Raw genomic sequence first — 23,497 nt, 5'->3', positions numbered from 1 at the left:
CTCGCCGCCGCGCAGCGGAACCCCCCGTGCGGCTGCGGGCAATCCCGGCGCACCGGCGGACGGCATCAGCCGTATCCAGCCCCGCCGGCGATCGAGGCGCGGGTCCGGGCAGCGCCCGGGAAGCTCCGCGCCGCCGGTACGCCCGCACCCGCACGGGGGGTTCCGCTGCGCGGCGGCGAGCGGCACTCTGGGGTGGCGCCCCACTACGCGAGGCGGTGACGGGCATGAGGTTCGATTCCGGGCGGGTCTGCCTGGACCTGGTGGCCACCTTCACCCCGCACGAGGGGATCCGGGACGGCGACGAGCTGCGGCAGTGGCTCGCCGGAGCCGGACTGGTCCCCGACCGGACCCCGCTGGCCCGCGTCGGCCCCGACTGGGTCGAGGCCTTCCGGTCCCTGCGGAGCGATGTGGACACCCTCGTACGGGCGGAACTGCACGCGGCCGACCCGCCCCGCGACACGGCGCGGGCCCTGGCCCGGGTCAACGCGCTGGCGGCCGGTCCACCCCCGGGCCTGTGTGCCGTACGGGACCAAGAAGGGCACCTCGTACGGGAGTTGTGCGGCGGTGTGGAATGCGGTGCGCTCCTCGCTGCCGTGGCCCGCGACGCGGTGGAGCTGCTCACCGACCCGGGCGACCTGGCCCTGCTGCGGGCCTGCGAGGGAGACGGCTGCACCCGGGTCTACCTGGACACTTCCCGCGGCCACCGGCGCCGCTGGTGCTCCAGCGAGCTGTGCGGCAACCGCGAGCGCGTCGCCCGGCACCGCCGCCGGGTCCTGGCGGCCGGCTCGGCGTGACCCCGCGGGGCGGGAGATGCCCGGCTTGATCGACAAGACACCCCCCGGTTCCGGAACGGGCGTGCGGACAGGGTCCTCGTTCGCGTACGGTTGACGGTCGCCCATGCACGTCAGAAGGGGGCCTTGGTGGCCGCGCAGAATGCCGCTGTCGACAGCACGGCGGATTCCGTCCGCGATCGGGAGATCGCGGTCGAGCAGACGCATCTCGACCGGGTGTACCGACGCCTTGAGGAGAAGATCCACGAGGCCGAGTTCCTCATGAACGACGCGGCCAAGAGGGGCCAGGTCGGCACGCCCGGCGCCCTCGCGGAACGCGACGCGCAGGTCTTCCGGGCGGGCATCCATCTGAACCGGCTGAACAACGAGTTCGAGGACTTCCTCTTCGGCCGCGTCGACCTGGTGCTCGGCAAGGACGGTGAGCGCGGCCCGGACGGCGCCTACACCTCCGTGGAGCCGGCCGACGACGCGATCCGCGAGGACCTCACGGCCGACATCGCCGAGACCCTCCACATCGGCCGCATCGGGGTCCTGGACTCCGACTACGCGCCGCTGGTCATCGACTGGCGCGCGCCGGCCGCCGCGCCGTTCTACCGCTCCACGCCCAAGGAGCCCGGCCGCGTCGTGCGCCGCCGCGTCATCCGCTCCAAGGGCCGCAAGGTGCTCGGCGTCGAGGACGACCTGATGCGCCCCGAGGTCACCGCCTCCCTGGACGGCCGCGAGCTGCCCGTCATCGGCGACGGCGCCCTGATGGCCGCGCTCGGGCGGGCCCGTACGCACTCCATGCGGGACATCGTCTCCTCCATCCAGGCCGAGCAGGACCTGGTGATCCGGGCACCCGCCGCGTCCGTCGCCGAGGTCGCCGGCGGCCCCGGCACCGGCAAGACCGCCGTCGCCCTGCACCGCGCCGCCTACCTGCTCTACCAGGACCGGCGCCGCTACGCCGGCGGCATCCTGATCGTCTCGCCGACCCCGCTGCTCGTCGCGTACACCGAGGGCGTCCTGCCGTCGCTCGGCGAGGAGGGCCAGGTCGCCATCCGGGCCCTGGGCTCGCTGGTCGACGGCGCGGAGGCGACCACGTACGACGATCCGGCCGTGGCCCGGATCAAGGGCTCCTCGCGGATGCTCAAGGTCCTGCGCAAGGCCGTACGCGGCGCCCTGGAGCTGGGCGAGGCCCCCAACAGCCTGCGCGTGGTGGCCTTCGGCCGCCGCCAGGAGCTGGAGGCCGCCGAGCTGAACCGGATCCGGCAGAACGTCCTCAGCGGCACCGCGCCCGTCAACCTGCTGCGCCCGCGCGCCCGCAAGCTGCTCCTCGACGCCCTGTACGCGAAGTCCGGCAGCGCCGGCCGGCACAGCGACCCGGAGCTCGCCGCCGAGCTGCGCTCCGCCTTCGACGAGGACATCTCCACCGAGGACGCCTTCATCGGCTTCCTCAACGCCTGGTGGCCCGAGCTGACCCCGCGCGGGGTGCTCGCCGCCATGGCCGACGAGCGCAAGCTCGGCCGCTGGTCGCGCCGGGACCTGAACCCGCGCGAGACCCGCCAGCTGGCCCGCTCGCTGCGCCGGGTGGGCCCGGACGGCAAGGGCCCGCTCTCGGTGCACGACGTGGCGCTGCTCGACGAGCTCCAGCTGCTCCTCGGCGCCCCCGCCCGGCCGAAGCGCAGGCGGGACATGGACCCGCTGGACCAGCTGAGCGGGCTGGAGGAGCTGATGCCGACCCGCGAGGAGACCCAGTGGGAGCGGGCCGAGCGGCTCGCGGCGGAACGCACCGAGTACGCGCACGTCATCGTGGACGAGGCCCAGGACCTGACGCCGATGCAGTGGCGGATGGTGGGCCGCCGGGGCCGGCACGGCACCTGGACGGTGGTCGGTGACCCGGCGCAGTCCTCCTGGACCGACCCGCAGGAGGCGGCCGCGGCCCGCGACGAGGCGCTGGGCAGCAGGCCGCGCCGCCGGTTCACCCTCACGGTGAACTACCGCAACCCGGCGGAGGTCGCCGAGGTCGCGGCCCGGGTGCTGCGCCTGGCGATGCCCGGCATGGAGCCGCCGTCGGCGGTGCGTTCCACGGGTCTGGAGCCCCGTTTCACGGCCGCCGCGGGCGATCTGGGCGCCGCGGTGCGCGAGGAGACGCGCAGGCTGCTGGAGCAGGTGGACGGCACGGTCGGCGTGGTCGTGGCCATGGACCGGCGCGCCGAGGCCGCGCGGTGGCTCGCCGACCTGGGGGAGCGGGCGGTGGCGCTGGGCAGCCTGGAGGCCAAAGGCCTGGAGTACGACGCGACGGTGGTCGTCTCCCCCGCGGAGATCGCGGACGAGTCCCCGGCGGGCCTGCGGGTGCTGTACGTGGCGCTGACGCGCGCGACGCAGCAGCTGACGGTGGTCTCGGCGGAGCGGGACCGGCCGGACGCGGACGGGGTGCCGGAGCTGCTCAAGCCGTAGGCGGTACGGGGGGCCGCGGCCGTACGGGGCACCGTACGGCCGGTTGGCCCGCGGCCAGGAGCGTGGTGGGAGGAACCGGAGGCCGGGAGGGGGCTCGCATTCGGCGATCCTTTGTTAGCCTGGGTTACGGCACCGACTCGATCCAAGCCCCCGGGCCCAACCTTCGTCGCTTAGAGCGACCACTTGCCGCGAGGCGAGCATGGCGGGTCGGTGTCGCTAGTCATTTCACCAGGTCCGCGCCCTCCACGATGTGGAGGGCGCGGACCTGTTTTGTGTCAATCCACCATTCCGAACCGACCTACTATCTCGTATGGTGGAAGTGTCTTTCCGAAATTTGTAGCTGGTTACCTTGTACCGGCTGGTAGGTGGGACGATCGGACAACAGGTCCTGCCGCACCTGCCATGTTCTCGGCCGGTGCAGCGCGGGGCCCTGTGTGTACAGCGAAAACCAGGGACAGAAGAGGAACACGGCCATGGCAACGGCGCCCAGCGTCTCGTATTCGATGACGGTCCGCCTGGAAGTGCCCGCGAGCGGAACCGCGGTCTCCCAGCTCACCACCGCCGTGGAGTCCTCCGGCGGCTCGGTCACCGGCCTCGACGTGACCGCCTCCGGTCACGAGAAGCTCCGGATCGACGTCACCATCGCCGCGACCTCCACGGCGCACGCGGACGAGATCGTCGAGAAGCTGCGGGGCATCGAGGGGGTCAGCCTCGGCAAGGTCTCCGACCGCACCTTCCTGATGCACCTCGGCGGCAAGATCGAGATGGCGTCCAAGCACCCCATCCGCAACCGTGACGACCTCTCGATGATCTACACCCCGGGCGTGGCCCGCGTGTGCATGGCGATCGCCGAGAACCCCGAGGACGCCCGCCGCCTGACCATCAAGCGCAACTCCGTCGCAGTCGTGACGGACGGCTCCGCCGTGCTGGGCCTGGGCAACATCGGCCCGATGGCCGCGCTGCCCGTCATGGAGGGCAAGGCGGCCCTCTTCAAGCGCTTCGCCGGCATCGACGCGTGGCCGATCTGCCTCGACACCCAGGATTCCGACGAGATCGTCGCCATCGTCAAGGCCATCGCCCCGGGCTTCGCCGGCATCAACCTGGAGGACATCTCCGCGCCGCGCTGCTTCGAGATCGAGGCCCGCCTGCGCGAGGCCCTCGACATCCCCGTCTTCCACGACGACCAGCACGGCACCGCGATCGTCGTACTCGCCGCGCTCACCAACGCACTTCGCGTCGTGGGCAAGGCAGTTGGCGACGTCAAGGTCGTCATGTCGGGCGCCGGAGCGGCCGGTACGGCCATCCTCAAGCTGCTCCTCGCGGCGGGCGTCAAGAACGCCGTCAGCGCCGACATCCACGGCGTCGTGCACGCGGACCGGCCCGACCTGGTCGACGCCGCGGCCGACTCCCCGCTGCGCTGGATCGCCGACAACACCAACCCCGAGGGGTACACGGGCACGCTGAAGGAGGCCGTGGTCGGAGCCGACGTCTTCATCGGCGTCTCGGCCCCCAACGTGCTGTCCGGCGAGGACGTGGCGGCCATGGCCGACGGCGCGATCGTGTTCGCGCTCGCGAACCCGGACCCCGAGGTGGACCCGGCCGTGGCGCGTCAGACCGCCGCCGTCGTGGCCACCGGGCGTTCCGACTTCCCGAACCAGATCAACAACGTGCTGGTCTTCCCGGGTGTCTTCCGCGGCCTGCTGGACGCCCAGTCGCGGACCGTGAACACGGACATGATGCTGGCCGCCGCGAGCGCGCTGGCGGACGTGGTCGGCGAGGACGAGCTGAACGCGAACTACATCATTCCCTCGGTGTTCAACGACAAGGTGGCGGGCGCCGTCGCCGGCGCCGTCCGCAAGGCCGCCTCGGCGGTCTGAGCCGGCGCCCCGGGCCGCTCCGGGCCGGCGGCCGCGCGGCGCCGGCCCGGGGGGCCGAGGGGGCCGCAGGGGTCACGAGGCGGGCGGGCGCCCGCCTGTGACCGCCCTCACGGCACTCCGCTCCCGGCGCGTCGCGAGATGCGGGCCCGGCGGGGCGCCTCTAGGGTTGCGGGGATGCCCGCGAGGTCCGCGGTCCGCATCCGGCGAGTGCGGACGGAGCGTCACCGCCGCGTGACTGTGGCGCTTTTCGTGTGACCCCGGCGGGTGCCGGATTGGCTTTCCCGCCGCTGGTGGGGGCAGGATGCGTAACCGGGCGAGAGGGTCTGACGTTCAGACCCGGGTCCGGGGACTGTCCGAGGGCCCTGGCAGCATCGGCTTCGATCTCACGCCTCTAAGGCAAGTTGAACACGGGAGTACAACATGAACCGCAGTGAGCTGGTGGCCGCTCTGTCCGAGCGCGCCGAGGTGACCCGCAAGGACGCCGACGCCGTTCTGGCCGCGCTCGCCGAGACCGTCGGCGAGATTGTCGCCAAGGGCGACGAGAAGGTCACCATCCCCGGCTTCCTGACCTTCGAGCGCACCCACCGTGCCGCTCGCACCGCGCGCAACCCGCAGACCGGCGACCCCATCCAGATCCCGGCCGGCTACAGCGTGAAGGTCTCCGCGGGCTCCAAGCTCAAGGAAGCCGCCAAGGGCAAGTAGTCCTGCCCCCGGCGCCGAAGGCCGCACAGGTCTTTGGAACGGCGAGTAGTGCGCAGCTTTGCGTAGAACGGCGAAGGGCGGTCACCCCGGACGGGGTGGCCGCCCTTCGGCCTGTCCGGCCCCCTGGGGCCTCCTGGGGGCCTTCCTGGGCCCACGCGAAAGCCCCCCTGGTCCGTGCGGACCAGGGGGGCTTTCGCGGACGGTGCGTCAGGCGCCCGTGCCGGGCGCCCGGGCGGGGCGTCAGACGAGGTCGCCGCCCGGCAGTTCGACCTTCGCGCCCAGCTCCACGAGCTTCTCCATGAAGTTCTCGTAACCGCGGTTGATGAGGTCGATGCCGTGGACCCGCGAGGTGCCCTCGGCCGCCAGCGCCGCGATCAGGTACGAGAACCCGCCGCGCAGGTCGGGGATGACCAGGTCGGCGCCCTGCAGCTTGGTGGGGCCGGAGACGACCGCCGAGTGCAGGAAGTTGCGCTGGCCGAACCGGCACGCGCTGCCGCCCAGGCACTCCCGGTACAGCTGGATGTGAGCACCCATCTGGTTGAGCGCCGAGGTGAAGCCGAGCCGGGACTCGTAGACCGTCTCGTGGACGATCGAGAGGCCGGAGGCCTGCGTCAGGGCCACCACGAGCGGCTGCTGCCAGTCGGTCTGGAAGCCGGGGTGCACGTCCGTCTCCAGCGCGATGGCCTTGAGCGGGCCGCCCGGGTGCCAGAAGCGGATGCCGTTGTCGTCGATCTCGAACGCGCCGCCGACCCGGCGGAAGGTGTTCAGGAAGGTCATCATCGAGCGCTGCTGGGCACCGCGCACGTAGATGTTGCCGCCGGTCGCCAGGGCGGCGGACGCCCAGGAGGCGGCCTCCAGCCGGTCCGGGAGGGCCTTGTGGTTGTAGCCGCCGAGGCGGTCGACACCCGTGATCCGGATGGTCCGGTCGGTGTCGACGGAGATGATCGCGCCCATCTTCTGCAGGACGCAGATGAGGTCCTCGATCTCCGGCTCCACCGCGGCGTTGCTGAGCTCGGTGACGCCCTCGGCGAGGACGGCCGTCAGCAGCACCTGCTCGGTCGAGCCGACCGACGGGTACGGGAGGCGGATCTTGCAGCCGCGGAGGCGCTGCGGGGCCTCCAGGTACTGGCCGCCCTCGCGCTTCTCGATGGTCGCGCCGAACTGGCGGAGCACGTCGAAGTGGAAGTCGATCGGCCGTCCGCCGATGTCGCAGCCGCCGAGGCCGGGGATGAAGGCGTGCCCGAGGCGGTGCAGGAGGGGGCCGCAGAAGAGGATCGGGATGCGCGACGAACCCGCGTGGGCGTCGATGTCGGCGACGTTCGCGCTCTCGACGTAGGTCGGGTCGAGCACCAGCTCGCCCGGCTCCTCGCCGGGGCGGACCGTCACCCCGTGCAGCTGGAGCAGACCGCGCACGACCCGCACGTCGCGGATGTCGGGAACGTTGCGCAGTCGACTGGGTTCACTGCCGAGCAGAGCGGCGACCATGGCCTTGGGCACGAGGTTCTTCGCACCGCGGACACGGATCTCGCCCTCAAGCGGGGTACCGCCGTGGACAAGCAGTACATCGTCACTGACTGTGCCGGTCATGAATCTCGCGTTCCGGGAGGGGTGGGCAGGGGGCCAGGGAAAAGAGTAAGGGTCACCACCCCTTTGTTTGTATGGCTGACGCGGCCGTAGGACTGTCATGAATTCGGTACAACACCCTCCGTACCCACCTCATGGCGGAGTGTTGCGTTCCGCCTGTGGCCGCCGCCGTGCCCCGTCCCCGCTGCCGTGCGCCCTGAGCTGCGTAGGGTCCGATCTGGCCGCGGGGTCCCCCGGAACGGCGAATGTGCGAGATCATGGCGGCATGACCGAGGTGTCCTCCCTCACAGGGAGACTGCTCGTGGCCACGCCGGCCCTCGCGGACCCGAATTTCGACCGGGCCGTGGTGCTCCTGCTCGACCACGACGACCAGGGTTCGCTCGGCGTGGTCCTCAACCGGCCGACCCCGGTGGGCGTCGGCGACGTCCTGCTGCCCTGGGCGCCCCTGGCGGGTGATCCGGGCGTGGTCTTCCAAGGCGGGCCGGTGGCGCTGGACTCGGCCCTGGGGGTGGCGGTCATCCCGGGCGAGGACGGCCCGCTCGGCTGGCGCCGGGTGCACGGGGCGATCGGGCTGGTCGACCTGGAGACCCCGCCGGAACTGCTCGCCGCGGCCCTGGGCAGCCTGCGCATCTTCGCCGGTTACTCCGGATGGGGGCCGGGCCAGCTGGAGGCGGAGCTGGGCGACGGCGCCTGGTACGTCGTGGAGTCGGAGCCCGGTGACGTGTCCTTTCCCGACCCGGAGCGGCTGTGGAGAGCGGTGCTGCGCCGCCAGCGCAACGAGCTCGCGATGGTCGCCACCTATCCGGACGACCCGTCGCTCAACTGACCCGGCCGGGGTTCAGTACCCTGGGTCCATGAGCACTCTTGAGCCCGAGCGCGGGACTGGCACGGGGACCCTCGTAGAGCCGACGCCGCAGGTTTCCCACGGTGACGGCGACCACGAGCGCTTCGCCCATTACGTCCAGAAGGACAAGATCATGGCGAGCGCCCTCGACGGGACCCCCGTCGTCGCGCTCTGCGGCAAGGTCTGGGTACCGGGCCGGGACCCGAAGAAGTACCCGGTCTGCCCCATGTGCAAGGAGATCTACGAGTCCATGGGCCCCGGCGGGGACAAGGACAAGGGCGGCAAGGACAAGTAGTCCGCCGGTCCGCCCCGCGGTCCCGGTTTCCGCGGGACCGGCAGGACACCCCAGGGCCCCCTGGGTGCGCAGCCGCGTACCCAGGGGGCCTTCGGCGTACTAGGGTCTGCGCGAGGAGCGCCCTGTGGAACGGCCGTTGCGCAGGGCGCAACGGGCTGCTGCGAAGGGCTGACGCATGGACCTGATCCCCGCACCCAGGGTCGCCGTCCTCCACGAGGACCGGCTCCGCTTCGAGTTCGGGCCCGAGCCGGTGCTCGACGCCGGGCCCGGCACCGGCGGCGCCGCGCGGCGGCTGCGCCACGAGCTCGGCGCCGCCACCGGCTGGAGCCTGCCGGCCGCCCCGCCGGGCGGGGCCCCGGACATACGGCTGCGCCTCGACCCGGACCTGGACGCGGGCACCGGCCCGGGACCGGCCGTATCCGCCGAGGCGTACACCGTCACGGTCGACGGCACCGGGGTCGAGCTGACCGGCGCGAGCGAGGCCGGGCTGTACCGGGGGACGCAGACGCTCCGTCAGCTGCTGGGCCCCGACGTCTACCGCAGGGCCCCGCTGCCCGGACGCACCTGGAGCCTGCCGTACGCGCAGATCGCGGACGCCCCCCGGTTCGGGTGGCGCGGCCTGATGCTCGACGTGGCCCGGCACTTCATGCCCAAGGACGGCGTGCTGCGCTACATCGACCTGCTCGCCGCGCACAAGCTCAACGTCCTGCACCTGCACCTGACGGACGACCAGGGCTGGCGGGTCGAGATCAAGCGCTACCCGCGGCTCACCGGGACCGGGGCGTGGCGGGCGCGCAGCCGGTGGGGGCACCGGGCCTCGCCGCTGTGGAACGAGACCCCGCACGGCGGCTACTACACCCAGGACGACCTCCGCGAGATCGTCGCGTACGCCGCCGAGCGGCACGTGCGGGTGGTGCCGGAGATCGACGTGCCGGGCCATTCGCAGGCCGCGATCGCCGCGTACCCGGAGCTCGGCAACACCGACGTGGTCGACACCTCCGCGCTGGAGGTCTGGGACGACTGGGGGATCAGCGAGAACGTGCTCGCGCCGACCGAGGCCGTGCTGCGGTTCTACGAGGGGGTCTTCGAGGAGCTGCTGGAGATCTTCCCCGTCGAGGTCTCGCCCTTCGTCCACGTGGGTGGCGACGAGTGCCCCAAGGCGCAGTGGCGGGCCTCCCCGGCGGCCCAGGAGCGGATCCGGGAGCTGGGCGTGGACGGGGAGGACGGGCTCCAGTCCTGGTTCATCGGGCACTTCGACCGCTGGCTCGCCGCGCGCGGGCGGCGGCTGATCGGCTGGGACGAGATCCTGGAGGGCGGGCTCGCGCCCGGCGCGGCCGTGTCCTCCTGGCGCGGGTACGGGGGCGGCATCGCCGCGGCCGAGGCCGGGCACGACGTGGTGATGTGCCCGGAGCAGCACGTGTACCTGGACTACCGTCAGGCGGCGGGCGGACAGGAGCCGGTGCCCATCGCGTACGTGCGTTCGCTGGAGGACGTGTACCGGTTCGAGCCGGTGCCGCCGAAGCTCTCGGAGCGGGCGGCCGCCCATGTGCTCGGGGCGCAGGCCAACATGTGGACCGAGGTGACGGAGAACCAGGACCGCGTCGACTACCAGGTGTTCCCGCGGCTCGCGGCCTTCGCCGAGGTGGTGTGGTCCTGGCAGCCCGCGCCGGAGGAGCGCGACTTCGCGGGCTTCGAGGCGCGGATGGCGGCGCACCGCGCGAGGCTGGACGCCCTCGGGGTCGGCTACCGGCCACCGGCGGGCCCCCTGCCGTGGCAGCGGCGGCCGGGAGTGATCGGACGCCCGAAAGAGGGAACCCCGCCGAACGTGTGACGACGAGAACCGGAACTCTTCCTAGATTTCCGGTTATACGGGGAAAAACGGGCGATCGGGGGGAGGTGGGCGGAGCGGGACACTGGTGAGGTGTTGGTGGGGTGCTGGTGAGGTGACGGGAAGCCGCGGAGGGGGTGCGCGGGGGGCGCCCGGCCGACCCTCGCGCCGGGCGGTACGGAAGATGTGCCAGAGTTGCCACGTCCCGGCGGTGAGCACGTACCGTACGGCGGACAGGCGCGAGCGCCGGAACCGGGACATCGGGAAGGGGCAGCTGGGTTGACCACGCACGCACCGCACGCACTGCACTCACCGGACTCACCCCAGGGCCCGCAGGGGCCGCAGGCGGCGCAGTCCGTGACGCTGCCGGTCTCACTCGACGAGGCCGTGGCGGCGCTCACCGCCATGCCCGCCGCCGTGCCGGTCGCCGGTGGAACCGACCTCATGGCCGCCGTCAACGCCGGACTGCTGCGGCCCGCCGCACTGGTGGGCCTCGGCCGCATCAACGAGATCCGCGGCTGGCAGTACCAGGACGGCCACGCCCTGCTCGGTGCGGGCCTCACCCACGCCCGGATGGGGCGGCCGGATTTCGCCGCTCTGATCCCCGCGCTGGCCGCCGCCGCGCGCGCCGCCGGGCCCCCGCAGATCCGCAACGCCGGAACCCTCGGCGGGAACATCGCCACCGCGGCGCCGACGGGTGACGCGCTGCCCGTGCTGGCCGCGCTGGAGGCCGTGCTCGTCATCGTCGGCCCCGTCGGGCAGCGGGAGATCCCGGTGTCGCACCTGCTGGCCGGCCGGGAGATGCTGCGGCCCGGCGAGCTGATCGGTTTCGTGCGGGTGCCGCTGCTGCACGCGCCGCAGGTCTTCCTGAAGGCCACGGGACGTACGGGTCCGGGGCGCGCGGTCGCGTCCGTGGGGCTCGTACTGGATCCCGCGCGCCGGGGTGTGCGCTGCGCGATCGGCGCGGTCGCCCCGATGCCGCTGCGGCCGCTGGAGGCCGAGCAGTGGGTGGCCTCGCTGATCGACTGGGACGGGGAGCGCAGCCTGGCCCCCGAGGCGCTGGAGGCCTTCGGCGACTACGTCGCGGCCGCCTGCGTACCCGACCAGGGGGAGCCGGTGGCCCCCGGTGTACTGCATCTGCGGCGGACGGTGGCCGTGCTGGCACGCAGGGCCCTCGGAAGGGCACTGACCTCATGAGCGAGAACGAGAACGGGTACGTGAGCGGAGCGACTGGGGGCCCGGGCAACACGGGCCCGGCGGGATCCGACTGGGGCTGGGAGCCGGTGCCGCACGGCGGCGAGTACGACTCCGACGCGACGGCCTTCGTGAAGCTGCCCCAGGACATGCTGGACGCGCTCGACACCGGCGAGCCGCTGGCGGCCCCCGGGCACGGCTACGTGCCGCCGCCGATGATCGTGCCGCTGGGCTCCGCGACCACGGACCCGTCGGCCACCGGCACCTGGACGATTCCGGTCCAGTGGCCCGAGGCGGGCGCGGCCGCGCAGCCGGAACCGGCGCCGGCCCCCGCCCCCGTCGGCGGGCCGATCCCGGCGTCGATCCCGATCCCGGCCTCGGTGGCCGCGGCCTTCGCGAACCCTGCCTTCGCGGACCCGGCCCCGGCCCCTGCCGATCCGGCCGCCGCCGAGGGGGACCACGACCCGGGCGCCACGGCGGAATGGCGCTTCCCGGAGGTGGCGCACGAGCCCGGGGCCGAGCCGGCCACGACCGGGCAGTGGTCCCTGCCGGACCTGCCCGGGCAGTCCGACGACTTCCGGCCGGACGCCTACGCGGCCGGGCCGAACACCTACGCAGCCGAGCACAACGGCTACGCGGCGGCCGAACAGAACGGCTACGAGGCCGAACAGAACGGCTACGCCGCCGAGCAGAACGGCTATGCGGCCGACTGGAGCCAGGCACCGGCGACGCTGCCGGGCGGCGCCGTCGCCCCGTGGGCGAACCACCCCGGCTTCGACGACGCCCGCGGGTACGCGCAGCAGCAGCCGGACGGGGACCTGGACGCGGGCACGCTGCCGGGCACCGACGCAGCGGCGGCGGCCTCGGCCGCAGCGGCAGCCGCGGGTGCGGCCGACGGAAGGCCGCTCGGCGGGCCCGGAGTCGGCGGCCGGCCGCGCGGGCCGCGCGTGCTCGGCGGCCCCGGCGTGGGCACCCCGCTCCCGGAGGGCGAGCCGGTGCATCCGGCCCCGCACGACATCGAGGCCGCGCACGGCCCGGCGGCCGCGCCGGTCGCCGGGGAGCGGCCGCACCCGGGTACCGAAGCCGCCGAGGTGGGCGGGCCCGCGGAGCCTTCGGCTCCGGCCGCGCCCGCCGCGCCCGCGGAGGGGCTGGACCTCTTCGGCGGCGCCAGGGCCGAGGCGGCGCCCTCCGCCGGGTCCGCGCGCCGCGGCGACACCGACGGCCACGGCTTCGCGGCCTTCGGGCACGGGCCGGAGGCTGGGCCGGGGCATGCGGCGGAGGCCGGGCCGGGCCGTGAGGCGGAGTCTGACCCTGGCCATGTGGCGGAGCCTGGGCCGGGGTATCCGGCGGAGCCTGGGCTCGGCCGTGAGGCGGAGTCTGAGCCCGGCCATGTGGCGGAGCACGGGCCGGGCCATGTGCCGGAGCCCGGGGCGGGGCACGTGGCGGAGGCTGGGCCCGGCCACGCGCCGGAGCCCGGGGCCGGCCGCACGGCGGAGCCCGGGCATGCGCCCGAGTCGGAGCACGGGCCGGAGGGCGGGCACGGGTTCGGCGGGGCCGAGGCGGTTCCGGCCGCGCCGGTTCCGGCCGAGGCGGAGCACGGGCCGGGGGACTCGCACGGGGTCGCCGGGGTCGTCCCGGACCCCGAGGACACCACCGCCGCGCCCAATCCGGCCGAGGGTGCCGCCGATCTCGCTGTGGCACCTCCGGGTGCGGGTACCGCCGAAGGTTTCCCGCCCGAGGAGCCGACGTACGAAGAAGAACCGGCAGCCGGGGCCGTCGCCCATCACGAGCACCCGCTGGCCTCCTACGTCCTGCGCGTCAACGGCGCCGACCGCCCGGTCACCGGCGCCTGGATCGGCGAGTCGCTCCTCTACGTGCTGCGCGAGCGCCTCGGCCTCGCCGGCGCCAAGGACGGCTGCTCGCAGGGCGAATGCGGCGCCTGCGCCGTGCAGGTCGACGGCCGGCTCGTCGCCTCCTGCCTCGTCCCGGCCGCGACGGCCGCCGGCAGCGAGGTCCGCACCGTCGAGGGTCTGGCGACCGACGGGGAACTCTCGGACGTGCAGCAGGCGTTGTGCAGGTCGGGCGCGGTGCAGTGCGGATTCTGCGTACCCGGCATGGCCATGACCATCCATGACCTGCTGGAGGGCAACCACGCCCCCAGCGACCTGGAGACCCGCCAGGCGCTGTGCGGCAACCTCTGCCGCTGCTCCGGCTACGCGGGAGTCGTCGACGCCGTCCGCGAGGTCGTGGCCGAGCGCGAGGCGACGGCGTCCGGAGCGGCGCCGGCCGAGCCCGCGGCCCCGCAGGCTTCCCCGGAGCCGCGCATCCCGCACCAGGCAGCGCCCGGCGAGGGCGGCATCCACCACGGAGGCACGGCGTGAGCGGGCAGGACGCGGCGACGGCGACGACGGCGCTCAACACCACGGTGACGGCCCTGGCCGCGGCGGCGGAAGAGGCCGCGGAACAGCAGGAACCCCGCGGAATCGGAGCCTCCGTCCCGGCCGCGGACACCCGCGCCAAATCCGAGGGCACCTTCCCGTACGCCGCCGACCTGTGGGCCGAAGGCCTCCTGTGGGCCGCCGTGCTGCGCTCGCCGCACGCCCACGCCCGGATCCTGTCCATCGACACCACGGCCGCCACCGAGATGCCCGGCGTGCGCGCCGTCGTCACCCACGCCGACGTCCCCGGGTCCACCACGCACGGCCGCCGCATCGCCGACCGGCCGGTGTTCGCCCACGACGTCGTGCGCCACCACGGTGAGCCCATCGCCGCCGTCGCCGCCGACCACCCCGACACGGCACGCCTCGCCGCGGCCGCCATCGCCGTCGAGTACGAACTCCTCGACCCGGTCACCGACCCCGAGCAGTCCTTCGGCGCCCCCGCCCTGCACCCCGACGGCAACCTGATCCGGCACATCCCGCTGCGCTATGGCGACCCCGAGGCGACCGGCGAGATCGTCGTCGAGGGCCTCTACCGGATCGGCCGCCAGGACCCCGCGCCCATCGGCGCCGAAGCGGGGCTGGCCGTACCGCGGCCGGACGGCGGCGTCGAGCTGTACACGGCCTCCACCGACCCGCACACCGACCGCGACCTGGCGGCGGCCTGCTTCGGCCTGGAGCCCGACCGCGTACGGGTCGTCGTCACCGGCGTCCCCGGCGCGACGGCCGACCGCGAGGACGCGGCCTTCCAGCTGCCGCTGGGCCTGCTGGCCCTGCGTACGGGCTGCCCCGTCAAGATGGTCGCCACCCGCGAGGAGTCCTTCCTCGGCCACACCCACCGCCACCCGACCCTGCTGCGCTACCGCCACCACGCGGACGCGGAGGGCCGGCTGGTCAAGGTAGAGGCGCAGATCCTGATGGACGCCGGTGCGTACGCCGACGCGTCCTCGGAGTCCCTGGCCGCCGCGGTGGCCTTCGCCTGCGGCCCTTACGTCGTCCCGCACGCCTTCGTCGAGGGCTGGGCGGTACGCACCAACAACCCGCCGTCGGGCCACGTCCGGGGCGAGGGCGCGATGCAGGTGTGCGCCGCGTACGAGGGCCAGATGGACAAGCTCGCGGCGGCCCTCGGCATCGACGGCGCGGAACTGCGCATGCGCAACGTCCTGGCGACGGGCGACCTCCTGCCCACCGGCCAGACCGTGACCTGTCCGGCGCCGGTGGCGGAACTGCTGCGCGCGGTCCGCGACTTCGAGCTGCCCGCCCTCCCGAAGGACACCCCCGAGGACGAGTGGCTGCTGCCGGGCGGCCCCGAGGGCGCGGGCGAGCCGGGCGCGGTGCGGCGCGGCGTCGGGTACGGGGTCGGCATGGTCCACATGCTCGGCGCCGAGGGCACCGACGAGGTGTCGACGGCGACGGTCAAGGTCGTGGGCGGCACGGCGACGGTGATCTGCGCGGCGGTCGACACGGGCCAGGGCTTCGCCACGCTCGCCCGCCAGATCGTCCAGGAGACGCTGGGCGTCGACGAGGTGGTGATGGCCCCGGTCGACACCGACCAGCCGCCGGCGGGCCCGTCGGCGCACGGCCGGCACACGTGGGTGTCGGGCGGGGCGGTCGAGCGCGCGGCGAAGATGGTCCGCACCCAGCTGCTCCAGCCGATGGCGCACAAACTGGGCATGTCCACGGAGCTGTTGCAGATCACGGACGGCCGGATCACTTCGTACGACGGCGCGTTCTCGACGACGGTCGCGGAGGCGATGGAGGGCAAGGAGCTCTGGGCGACCGCCCAGTGCCGCCCCCACCCGACGGAACCCCTGGACGCGGACGGCCAGGGCGACGCCTTCGTCGGCCTCGCCTTCTGCGCGATCCGCGCGGTGGTGGACGTGGACATCGAGCTGGGCTCGGTACGCGTGGTGGAGCTGGCGGTGGCCCAGGACGTCGGCCGCATCCTCAACCCCCGCCAGCTGGCGGCCCGTATCGAGGCGGGCGTCACCCAGGGCGTGGGCGCGGCGCTCACGGAGAACCTCCGGACGGTCTCCGGGCTGGTCCGCCACCCGGACCTGACCGGCTACACCCTGCCGACCTCGCTGGACGCCCCGGCCGTCCGCATCGTCAAACTGGTCGAGGAACGGGACGTGGTGGCCCCCTTCGGGGCCAAGGCGGCGAGCGCGATCCCGGTGGTGACGGCCCCGGCGGCGGTGGCCTCGGCGGTACGCGCCGCAACGGGCCGACCGGTCAACAGGCTCCCGATCAGGCCGTCCGCGGCGGTGGCCGTACCCAACTCATGACCATGTGACCCGCATTGCACGTGCAACCCCGGGCTTGGGACTGTCGGTACCGGTCGCTAGAGTGATCGGTACGGCCGTGCACGCGCGCGTGCGAACGGTTGTGAACGGGGACGGGGAGCGGCGGAGACGCCATTCCTACGGGGAGACGGGGAGTCGGGGAGGCCATCATGGCAGCGGACAACGGGCCATCAGTTTTTCTGGGAGACGTCTCGGGCGATGTCGCGGCGTCGATCATGGCGCAGGCGGCGGCACAGTCGAAGGCCGCTGCCGCGCTGCGGATCGAGTACGACTCGCTGAAGGACTACAAGACCCGGGTGGACGGCCTCCTGAGGTCGCTGGAGAAGTCCCCGGCGGACCACGGCAAGCTGGCCGACGGCACGCTGCCGGCGGGCGCGCTGGGCAAGAACTTCCCGGAGGCCGAGGCCCTCTACAAGTCGTACAACACGGTCCACTCGGAGCTGCAGAAGCTGTCGAAGGGGCTGGCGGACTCGATCGAGGGCCTGGGCATCGCGATCCTCTCGGCGGGCAAGGGCTACGACGGGGTGGACGAGGAGACGAAGCGCCGGATGGTGGCCATCGCCAAGGAGGCGAAGGAGCACTACGTCCGGGACCGTGACCCGTCCGCGGAGAAGAAGGCTGACGGCAAGGGTGGTGTGGTCTGATGGCGACGAAGTTCGAGGGCTACACGCACGCAGAGCTGTACGCGATGGTCGCTGCGATCGACCCGGAAGCGGTGCGGACACGGGCCAAGCAGCTCGCCGATGCTGCGACGACGATCAAGGAGATCGGCGACGAGCTCAAGAAGCGGAAGGTCAAGGGCTGGGAAGGCGAAGCTGCCGACGCCTTCGCGGAGTGGGCGGACAAGATGGGCAGCGCGACGCTGCGCCTGGCCGAGTACAGCGCCGCGGGCGGCAAGCAGATGACCGAAGCCGCCCAGATCATGACCGAGGTCAAGCCCGACCCCAGCGGGGCTAAGGGGGACATGCCCCAGTACAACCCCATTGCCGAGGCAGCGCTCAAAGCCAACGTCCAGACGCCGCGGGGCATGGATGCGGTGGCGAAGCTGAACGCTGACCACGCGCGGGCCGTGGACGCGATGAACAAGCTGGCCGGTAGGTACGACCTGTCGTCGAAGGAGATGGACAAGGCGCCGGTCCCGACGTTCCCGCCGCCGCCGGAGGTGCTCGTGCCGGAGATGGTTTCCGGCCGGGAGGACATGGCCCGCGAGGGGGGCAGTTCCGGAACGGGGAGCTATTCAGGGGGCTCGTATTATGGTTCGTCGGCGTCCGATGGCAGTGGCTCTGTAAAGGAGCCGGGCCGGACGCCTGGATCCCCGCCGCACGCAGAGACCACAGTGCCCCCGACGGGGTCCGTGCCCCTTCCGCCGGTGGGTATTCCGGAGCGTGACGTGGACGTGAACATCGACAGCGTCATTGCCCCTCAGAACCCGACTCTGCCCCCGACGACAGGTCTCCCCACCGGGCCGATGCCGGGTGGCCCCGGCCCTGCCCTCCCCACCCCCGGCCCCTTCGTCCCGCCTATGACGCTCCCGCCGGTCAGCAACGTGAAGGCGCCTGGTCTCCCAGGCCCCGGGATCGGCCCCCTCCAGGGTCCGCCCGGTACCGGTGGCAAGTTCACCGGTACCCCGGGTCTGCCTCCGCGTGACTCCGGGATCATGGGCGGCAAGCCGGTCACGCCCAACGGCCCCGGCCCGGGCATTCCGCGTGGCACGGTCATCGGTACGGAAGGCCAGCACACCGGCCGTGGCATGGGCGGCGGCATGGGCCCCGGGGTCGGCGGCCCGCACGGCGGCCAGAGCGGGTCCCCGGTGGGCCGTCGCCTGGCGACCGAGCAGGGCGGTATCGTCGGCGGGCGCCAGTCCGGAACGGCCGGAGTGGCCGGTCGTCCGGTGGCAGGCGCGCAGCCCTTCACCCAAGGCGGCTCGGGTCTCGTCCGAAACAACCGCGGTGGCGCAGGAGCGGGTGCGATGGGTCACGCGGGTGCGGGCGTAGGTGCGCCGGGCCAGCGACGCGAGGACCAGGGGGGCGAACGCCCCGACTACCTGGCCGAAGACGAAGAGACCTGGCAGAGCAACCGTCGTGTTGTGCCGCCGGTGATCGACTGAGTAGAGCGGACATTGCACGGGATGCGCATGCGCAAGGCGACCTCGGCCCTGGTGGGTCTGCTGCTGGCCGGGGTCGCCGCGACCCCGGCCCACGCGGCCACCATTCGATCGCAGCAGTGGCATCTCGACGCCATGAAGGCTGACGATGTTTGGAAGATCAGTACGGGTAAGGGCATCACCGTCGCGGTGATCGATACAGGTGTCGACCGCATTCCGGAACTGGAAGGACAAGTCCTACCAGGTAAGGACTTCATGGCGGATGACATCGAGGGCGACGAACGCGCAGACGTGGATGGTCATGGCACCAGCATGGCAGCACTGATCGCAGCCAGTGGAAAGCATCCCAGTGGAGACGGAGCATTTGGGCTCGCGCCGGGTGCCAAGATTCTTCCGATCCGTGTGCCCAAGGAGACAAGTCTGCTGACCCCGTCGTGGGTCGCGGCTATCCGGTATGCGGCGGATTCTGATGCCAAGATCATTAATATCTCCCTGGCCCTTCCTGGTACACCCAAGGAGGACGAAGCGCGCCGTGAGGCGGTGAAGTATGCGCTTTCTAAGGGGAAGCTGATCTTCGCTGGCGCCGGTAATGACGGGGATACCCTCAACAAGGTTCTTTATCCTGCGGCGACGCCCGGAGTGATCGGCGTCGGAGCTGTGGACGCCGCTGGTGAACCGACCAAAGAATCGCAGCATGGGCCGCAGATCGACATGTCTGCCCCGGGGATCGACATCGTCACGGCTTGTGGCGGCAAAACGGGCTTGTGTAAGAGTCACGGCACCAGCGACGCCACCGCCCTGACCTCCGCCTCCGCCGCCCTGCTCTGGTCCGCGCACCCCGACTGGACCAACAACCAGGTACTGCGGGTCCTGCTGAACACCGCCGGGAAGCCCGTCGACGGGGCCGAGCGCAACGACTACGTCGGCTACGGCGTAGTCCGGCCCCGTATCGCCGTGCCGACCCCCGGCGACCCCGGTCCGGCGGACGTGTTCCCGCTGCCCGACCTCGCCGCCGCCGACGCGGCCAAGTCCCCGTCCGCTTCCCCGGACGGGAAGGGCCCGGCGTCCGGTACGCCCGCGCCCGCTCCCCAGGCCGAGGCGAAGAAGAAGGACGAGGGCAGCATGCTCCCCTGGATCGGCCTCGGTCTGGGAGCTTGCCTGTTGATCGGCGGAGCCGTCACCGCAGTTGTCGTACGGCGCACCAACCGCTGACCGACTCGATCTGATCGGTCCATCCGGCCCCACCTGACACGGGAGTGCACGCGATGTCGTTCGACGAGGAATGGTCGGCGGCGCGCGCCTCCGCCACGGCCAACGTATCCATGCGGCTCAACCAGGTCCCCGCCGATCCCGGCGGTGGCGGCACCGGTGACCTGGAGCTGAACCAGGACCACATCGGCGGCATCGGCTCCGAGGCGTACAAGCTGCACTCCCGGCTGCAGACGGACGGCAAGCACGCCGCCACCGCGACCGCCGATGCCGCGGGCGCCCTCAGCAAGGAGGGCTTCGCGAGCGGGGCCGCCCTGCTCAAGGTCAACAACCTCTGGGAGAGCCAGGTGAAGACCCTCGTGGCCGCCTGCGCGAACATCTCCAACGGCCTGAACTACTCCGTCCGTTCGCACTCCAAGGACGAGCAGCACCTCGTGGCGGACTTCACCAGCGCCGCGATCGACAAGTACCTCAAGTAGCAAGTAGCTGACTCTGCGGCATCCCTGAAGAGCGCTGGCGCGCGGTAACAGGAAGGCGTAACGGCACGTGCTGACGTACGAGAACGTGATCAACGCACCGGTCGACAAGCTCCAGACGGCCGCCACCGACTGGAAGGCGATGGCCGACAAGCTGGACGAGCTGGCCGAGGTGGCCCGCAACGGGATGAAGGCCAAGGCGGACAAGGCCGAGTGGAGCGGGGTCACGGCCGGCGTGGGGCGGGAGTTCGTCACCAAGACGGCCAAGGAGTTCGATGACGCGGCCAAGGAGGCCAAGGGCGTCCACAAGGCCTTGACCGAGGGCCTCGCCGTCATCAGGTCGTCCAAGGAGCAGCTGAAGAAGATCGCCGGCGAGGAGGCCCCCGCCGCCGGCTTCCAGGTCGACGCGGCCGGCCGGGTCTCCGCGATCCCGCTCGCGACGGAGGGCGACCGGAACGCGGCGCGCCACGACCCCGACTACCAGCAGTCCTTGCGCGAGAACCGGGCCCTGTGGCAGCAGAAGATCGACGCCATCATCGACAACTGCGACGACGTCGACCAGTCGTTGGCCCGCATGCTCGGCGCCAACGTCACCGACGGCCACGACTTCAGCGGGCCGAAGTACGGCAGCCTCGACGCCGAGCAGGCCGGCCGGGCCACCGAACTCGCGAAGAAGGGACGCGCGCTCAGCCACGACGAGCTCGTGGAGCTGAACGAACTGCTGAGTGACAACCAGGCCAACCCCGAGTTCTCGACCGCGTTCTACGAGGCGCTCGGTCCGAAGGGCACGCTCGAGTTCTTCGGGCAGCTCTCCGTCGACACCGGCGCCCGGGGCTACGACCCGCAGCGCCTCACGGACATCCAGGACTTGCAGAAGAACCTGGGCCTCAACCTCGCGACCGCCACCGACCCCGATCACCCACGGCACCTTCCGGACCGTTTCGCCCAGGACCTGAGGCGTCTGGGGACGGAGCGGATCCCCTTAGTGCCGCATGACGGGAACCATCCGTTCGGCTACCAGATCCTCGGCGGCATCATGCGGTACGGGAACTACGACGCCCGCTTCCTCGTCCCCATCGCGGATCACGCCACCCAGGTCCAGGCGAAGGACAAGCAGTTCTTCTTCCAGAACAAGGCCGTCAACGGCTGGAATCCGACGCAGTTCAACCCTTCCGGCGGGAGCGGCGCCGGCTTCGACCCCGTGAACAGCTTCCTGGAGGCGCTGGGGCACAGCCCGGAAGCGGCAACGGAGTTCTTCAAGCGCGAAAAGACGGACCTGGTCGCCTACAACCAGGACGGGACGGTAAAGGCGGGCGTACCGAACCTCGGCAAGGACGTCACGAACTACCTGGACTACTTCGCTCACGAGAAGTACGAGAGCCTGAACGACTCCCACGACCTGGATGCCAAGGGTGCGGAGAAGGCGAAGCAGCACATGCCCGATGCCCTCGGACACGCCCTGGAAGCCGCGACGCTCGGCCACGCCTGGGATGATCCGTCACCGGAGCTGAAGCGGAGCGAGGACACCGCGAAGATCATGAGGTCGGTCGTGGCGCAGTACGGCGGTGACGCGGGGCTGCTCAAGCAGCACGAGGCCCTTGCCGACAGCCTGGGCCGGATGACGGCCGGCTACATCGACGACGTCAACGCCGCGCTGGCCACCGATCCGAAGCAGAGCGTCTTCACCGATTCTCACGGTGAGAATCAAGCACACACGGACATCGGGCGCGAAGAGGCTCGTGACCTGCTCGCGGCGCTCGGGCAGCACCCTGACGCCTACGCCACGGTGTCCACTGCGGAACGCGTCTATTCCGCGAGCGTTCTGGAGAGTCAGGGCGTGCACGAGGGCAAGATCGATGAAGGCAAGGCGAGGGCGGCCATCCGTACGACCGCCGAGGTGCAGGGGATCCTCGACGAGTCCAGGGCGGAGCAGGTCAAGGGGGTCGGGGAGAAGAAGCACGAGGAATACGAGAAGGCGCACGAGAAGCAGTCCGCCTGGGTCGAATTCGGTACGACGTCCGCCATTGCGGCCGGTGTCGCCTTCCTGCCCGCCACGGTGGCCGCGGCGGGCGCGGCGGCGGTCCTGGTGCCGATGGCCGTGGACCTCGGCAGCGGCGCCGTGGAGCAGGCCGCCTCGCAGGTCATCGGCGAGTGGTCGGACAAGGCCGTGGAGAAGCACAAGGACAAGAGCGAGGGCGAGACGCACGACAGCAACAAGTCCATGTTCCAGGCTGGCGAGCACAGCGCGGAGGCGCCGATGAAGGAGTTCATGAGGCGGCACAACGTCGATCCGAACAGCGACTTCGGCAACGACTTCGTCGAGTCGATGCGTGTCGGATACGAGACCGGCAACTCCACCGCCCGGCAGCAGGGGCACGAGCCGCAGACGAAGGGCGCCAAGTGAATCCCAAGCGGATGCGATGGCCGTTGGCTACTCCCGCTGTCGCACTCGCCGTCCTCGGTATGGCGGCTGCCGGTTGCTCCACCGTGGAACCGGAGCAGCCACCGCGCTCTACGGCTCCGAGACTGTTCACCGCTGGGGAGGCCTGTGCCGGGCTCTTCACGGGTCAGGGTGGGCAGGCTCTGGAGCGGGTGCTCCAGTCCACTGACTTTCAGGTGCCGGACGAGGACAGGGGCGCGGACGTCCGAGCAGTCGCGCAGGCCATGGAGAAGGCGTACCAGGCAGGCAAGAAGATCCCGGACATGCCCCAGCCGGTATGCAAGGTCTCGGGTTCCGCAGGGTTTCACAACCGCACGGTGCGACTGATGTTCACTGCCTACAGCAAGCATGCCGCGCTTCCGGCTGACCTCCCGGGCGTGGGCGCAGGGGACGCGCACCTCTCCGTGCGGAGGAAGGACGTCGACCTCACCTTCGACTGCGTCAGCTCCCGAGTCGGCTCGACTCAGGACATACCTCTGCAGATCACAGTGGCCTTCCAGGCACGGACGGGCGAGAGCGAAGGTGAAGCCGTTCCGGCTCAGGATTACCGGGCCGTCACCCACTCCGCGGCGCTGGCCGTCGCCAAGGAGCTGGGCTGCGTGAACGACGGTGGTCTGCCCGCGGACGCGGCGGGCCTGCCGGAGCCCGTCCCCACCGCGAGCCCGAAGCCCAGCGGCAGCCCGAGCCCGTGAGGCCCCGCCCAGCGGGATCCGGAGCGGCGGGACCCGGCCGGAGGGCGCTGGGCGTGGCGGGGGCCGCTCAGGGAGCGCCTGGCCCTGAGCGGCCCGCCTCGAAGCCGTGACCGGAATCGAACCGGCGTAACTCGCTTTGCAGGCGAGTCCCTCAACCACTCGGGCACACGGCTGTGGGGTGGTGATGTGCACGACCGTACGGCCGGCCGCCGGTGAGGGGAAGGGATGCGCGGGCGCCGCAATACGACTGCCATGCCGCGTTCACAGTCCCCGGCGTCCTAGGT

Annotated in this window: 17 protein-coding genes and 1 tRNA gene; 16 read left to right on the top strand and 2 right to left on the bottom strand. The window is 72.1% G+C overall.

The features are described from left to right. Positions 1-224 precede the first annotated feature (224 nt). The 4 genes from AB0D94_RS27000 to AB0D94_RS26985 all read left to right on the top strand — a co-directional run bounded on the left by AB0D94_RS27000 (position 225) and on the right by AB0D94_RS26985 (position 5,806). Positions 225-794: an ABATE domain-containing protein gene (locus AB0D94_RS27000; protein WP_362056448.1), complete on the top strand. Its 570-nt coding sequence runs from the start codon at positions 225-227 to the stop codon at positions 792-794. 126 nt (positions 795-920) lie between these two features. Continuing rightward, positions 921-3,227 carry a UvrD-helicase domain-containing protein gene (locus AB0D94_RS26995; RefSeq protein WP_362056446.1) on the top strand — a complete coding sequence of 769 codons (2,307 nt, stop codon included), beginning with the start codon at positions 921-923 and terminating at the stop codon, positions 3,225-3,227. Positions 3,228-3,700: 473 nt separating this feature from the next. Beyond that, the gene (locus tag AB0D94_RS26990; RefSeq protein WP_362056444.1) at positions 3,701-5,104 is read left to right on the top strand and encodes an NAD-dependent malic enzyme; all 1,404 of its coding nucleotides are present in this window, start codon (positions 3,701-3,703) and stop codon (positions 5,102-5,104) included. Positions 5,105-5,524: 420 nt separating this feature from the next. Further along, positions 5,525-5,806, top strand: a complete 282-nt coding sequence (locus AB0D94_RS26985) for an HU family DNA-binding protein (protein ID WP_007264399.1) — start codon at positions 5,525-5,527, stop codon at positions 5,804-5,806. Between the two features lie 240 nt (positions 5,807-6,046). Here the strand turns inward: AB0D94_RS26985 and murA are convergent, their stop codons facing one another. Then, the gene (gene murA / locus AB0D94_RS26980) at positions 6,047-7,393 is read right to left on the bottom strand and encodes a UDP-N-acetylglucosamine 1-carboxyvinyltransferase (protein ID WP_362056441.1); all 1,347 of its coding nucleotides are present in this window, start codon (positions 7,391-7,393) and stop codon (positions 6,047-6,049) included. A gap of 262 nt (positions 7,394-7,655) precedes the next feature. Here murA and AB0D94_RS26975 point away from each other — a divergent pair, with 262 nt between their 5' ends. The 12 genes from AB0D94_RS26975 to AB0D94_RS26920 all read left to right on the top strand — a co-directional run bounded on the left by AB0D94_RS26975 (position 7,656) and on the right by AB0D94_RS26920 (position 23,213). After that, positions 7,656-8,216, top strand: a complete 561-nt coding sequence (locus AB0D94_RS26975) for a YqgE/AlgH family protein (RefSeq protein WP_362056439.1) — start codon at positions 7,656-7,658, stop codon at positions 8,214-8,216. Positions 8,217-8,244: 28 nt separating this feature from the next. Continuing rightward, a complete protein-coding gene (locus AB0D94_RS26970; protein WP_030010729.1) occupies positions 8,245-8,529 on the top strand; it encodes a DUF3039 domain-containing protein in 285 nt (94 codons plus the stop codon). Between the two features lie 175 nt (positions 8,530-8,704). After that, positions 8,705-10,360, top strand: a complete 1,656-nt coding sequence (locus tag AB0D94_RS26965; protein ID WP_362056436.1) for a beta-N-acetylhexosaminidase — start codon at positions 8,705-8,707, stop codon at positions 10,358-10,360. A gap of 300 nt (positions 10,361-10,660) precedes the next feature. Beyond that, positions 10,661-11,554: an FAD binding domain-containing protein gene (locus tag AB0D94_RS26960; RefSeq protein ID WP_362056462.1), complete on the top strand. Its 894-nt coding sequence runs from the start codon at positions 10,661-10,663 to the stop codon at positions 11,552-11,554. Next, positions 11,551-13,932 carry a 2Fe-2S iron-sulfur cluster-binding protein gene (locus tag AB0D94_RS26955; RefSeq protein ID WP_362056434.1) on the top strand — a complete coding sequence of 794 codons (2,382 nt, stop codon included), beginning with the start codon at positions 11,551-11,553 and terminating at the stop codon, positions 13,930-13,932. Before AB0D94_RS26960 ends, AB0D94_RS26955 begins: the two co-directional genes overlap by 4 nt. After that, entirely contained in the window at positions 13,929-16,274 is a 2,346-nt protein-coding gene (locus tag AB0D94_RS26950) for a xanthine dehydrogenase family protein molybdopterin-binding subunit (RefSeq protein WP_362056432.1), read from the top strand. The genes AB0D94_RS26955 and AB0D94_RS26950 overlap by 4 nt, the downstream gene beginning before the upstream one ends. Positions 16,275-16,441: 167 nt before the next feature. Continuing rightward, a complete protein-coding gene (locus AB0D94_RS26945) occupies positions 16,442-16,936 on the top strand; it encodes a hypothetical protein (RefSeq protein WP_362056430.1) in 495 nt (164 codons plus the stop codon). Further along, on the top strand, positions 16,936-18,399 hold the full coding sequence (locus tag AB0D94_RS26940) for a WXG100 family type VII secretion target (RefSeq protein WP_362056428.1): 1,464 nt from the start codon (positions 16,936-16,938) through the stop codon (positions 18,397-18,399). The genes AB0D94_RS26945 and AB0D94_RS26940 overlap by 1 nt, the downstream gene beginning before the upstream one ends. A gap of 21 nt (positions 18,400-18,420) precedes the next feature. Continuing rightward, the gene (gene mycP, locus AB0D94_RS26935; RefSeq protein WP_362056426.1) at positions 18,421-19,608 is read left to right on the top strand and encodes a type VII secretion-associated serine protease mycosin; all 1,188 of its coding nucleotides are present in this window, start codon (positions 18,421-18,423) and stop codon (positions 19,606-19,608) included. 53 nt (positions 19,609-19,661) lie between these two features. Further along, a complete protein-coding gene (locus AB0D94_RS26930) occupies positions 19,662-20,084 on the top strand; it encodes a hypothetical protein (RefSeq protein WP_362056424.1) in 423 nt (140 codons plus the stop codon). A 67-nt stretch (positions 20,085-20,151) separates the two neighbouring features. After that, positions 20,152-22,485 (top strand): hypothetical protein, encoded by a 2,334-nt coding sequence (locus AB0D94_RS26925; protein WP_362056422.1) that lies wholly within the window; start codon positions 20,152-20,154, stop codon positions 22,483-22,485. A gap of 362 nt (positions 22,486-22,847) precedes the next feature. Further along, complete coding sequence (locus AB0D94_RS26920; RefSeq protein WP_362056420.1) at positions 22,848-23,213, top strand: hypothetical protein; 366 nt, start codon at positions 22,848-22,850, stop codon at positions 23,211-23,213. A gap of 101 nt (positions 23,214-23,314) precedes the next feature. Here AB0D94_RS26920 and AB0D94_RS26915 read toward each other — a convergent pair. Then, positions 23,315-23,386 (bottom strand) — tRNA-Cys (locus AB0D94_RS26915). Between the last annotated feature and the right edge of the window lie 111 nt (positions 23,387-23,497).

Origin of the sequence: Streptomyces sp. NPDC048255, from assembly GCF_040652415.1 — a bacterium.
Classification (GTDB): domain Bacteria; phylum Actinomycetota; class Actinomycetes; order Streptomycetales; family Streptomycetaceae; genus Streptomyces.
The sequence above is the reverse complement of the archived record's forward strand: the minus strand, read 5'-3'. Positions and strand labels throughout refer to the sequence as shown.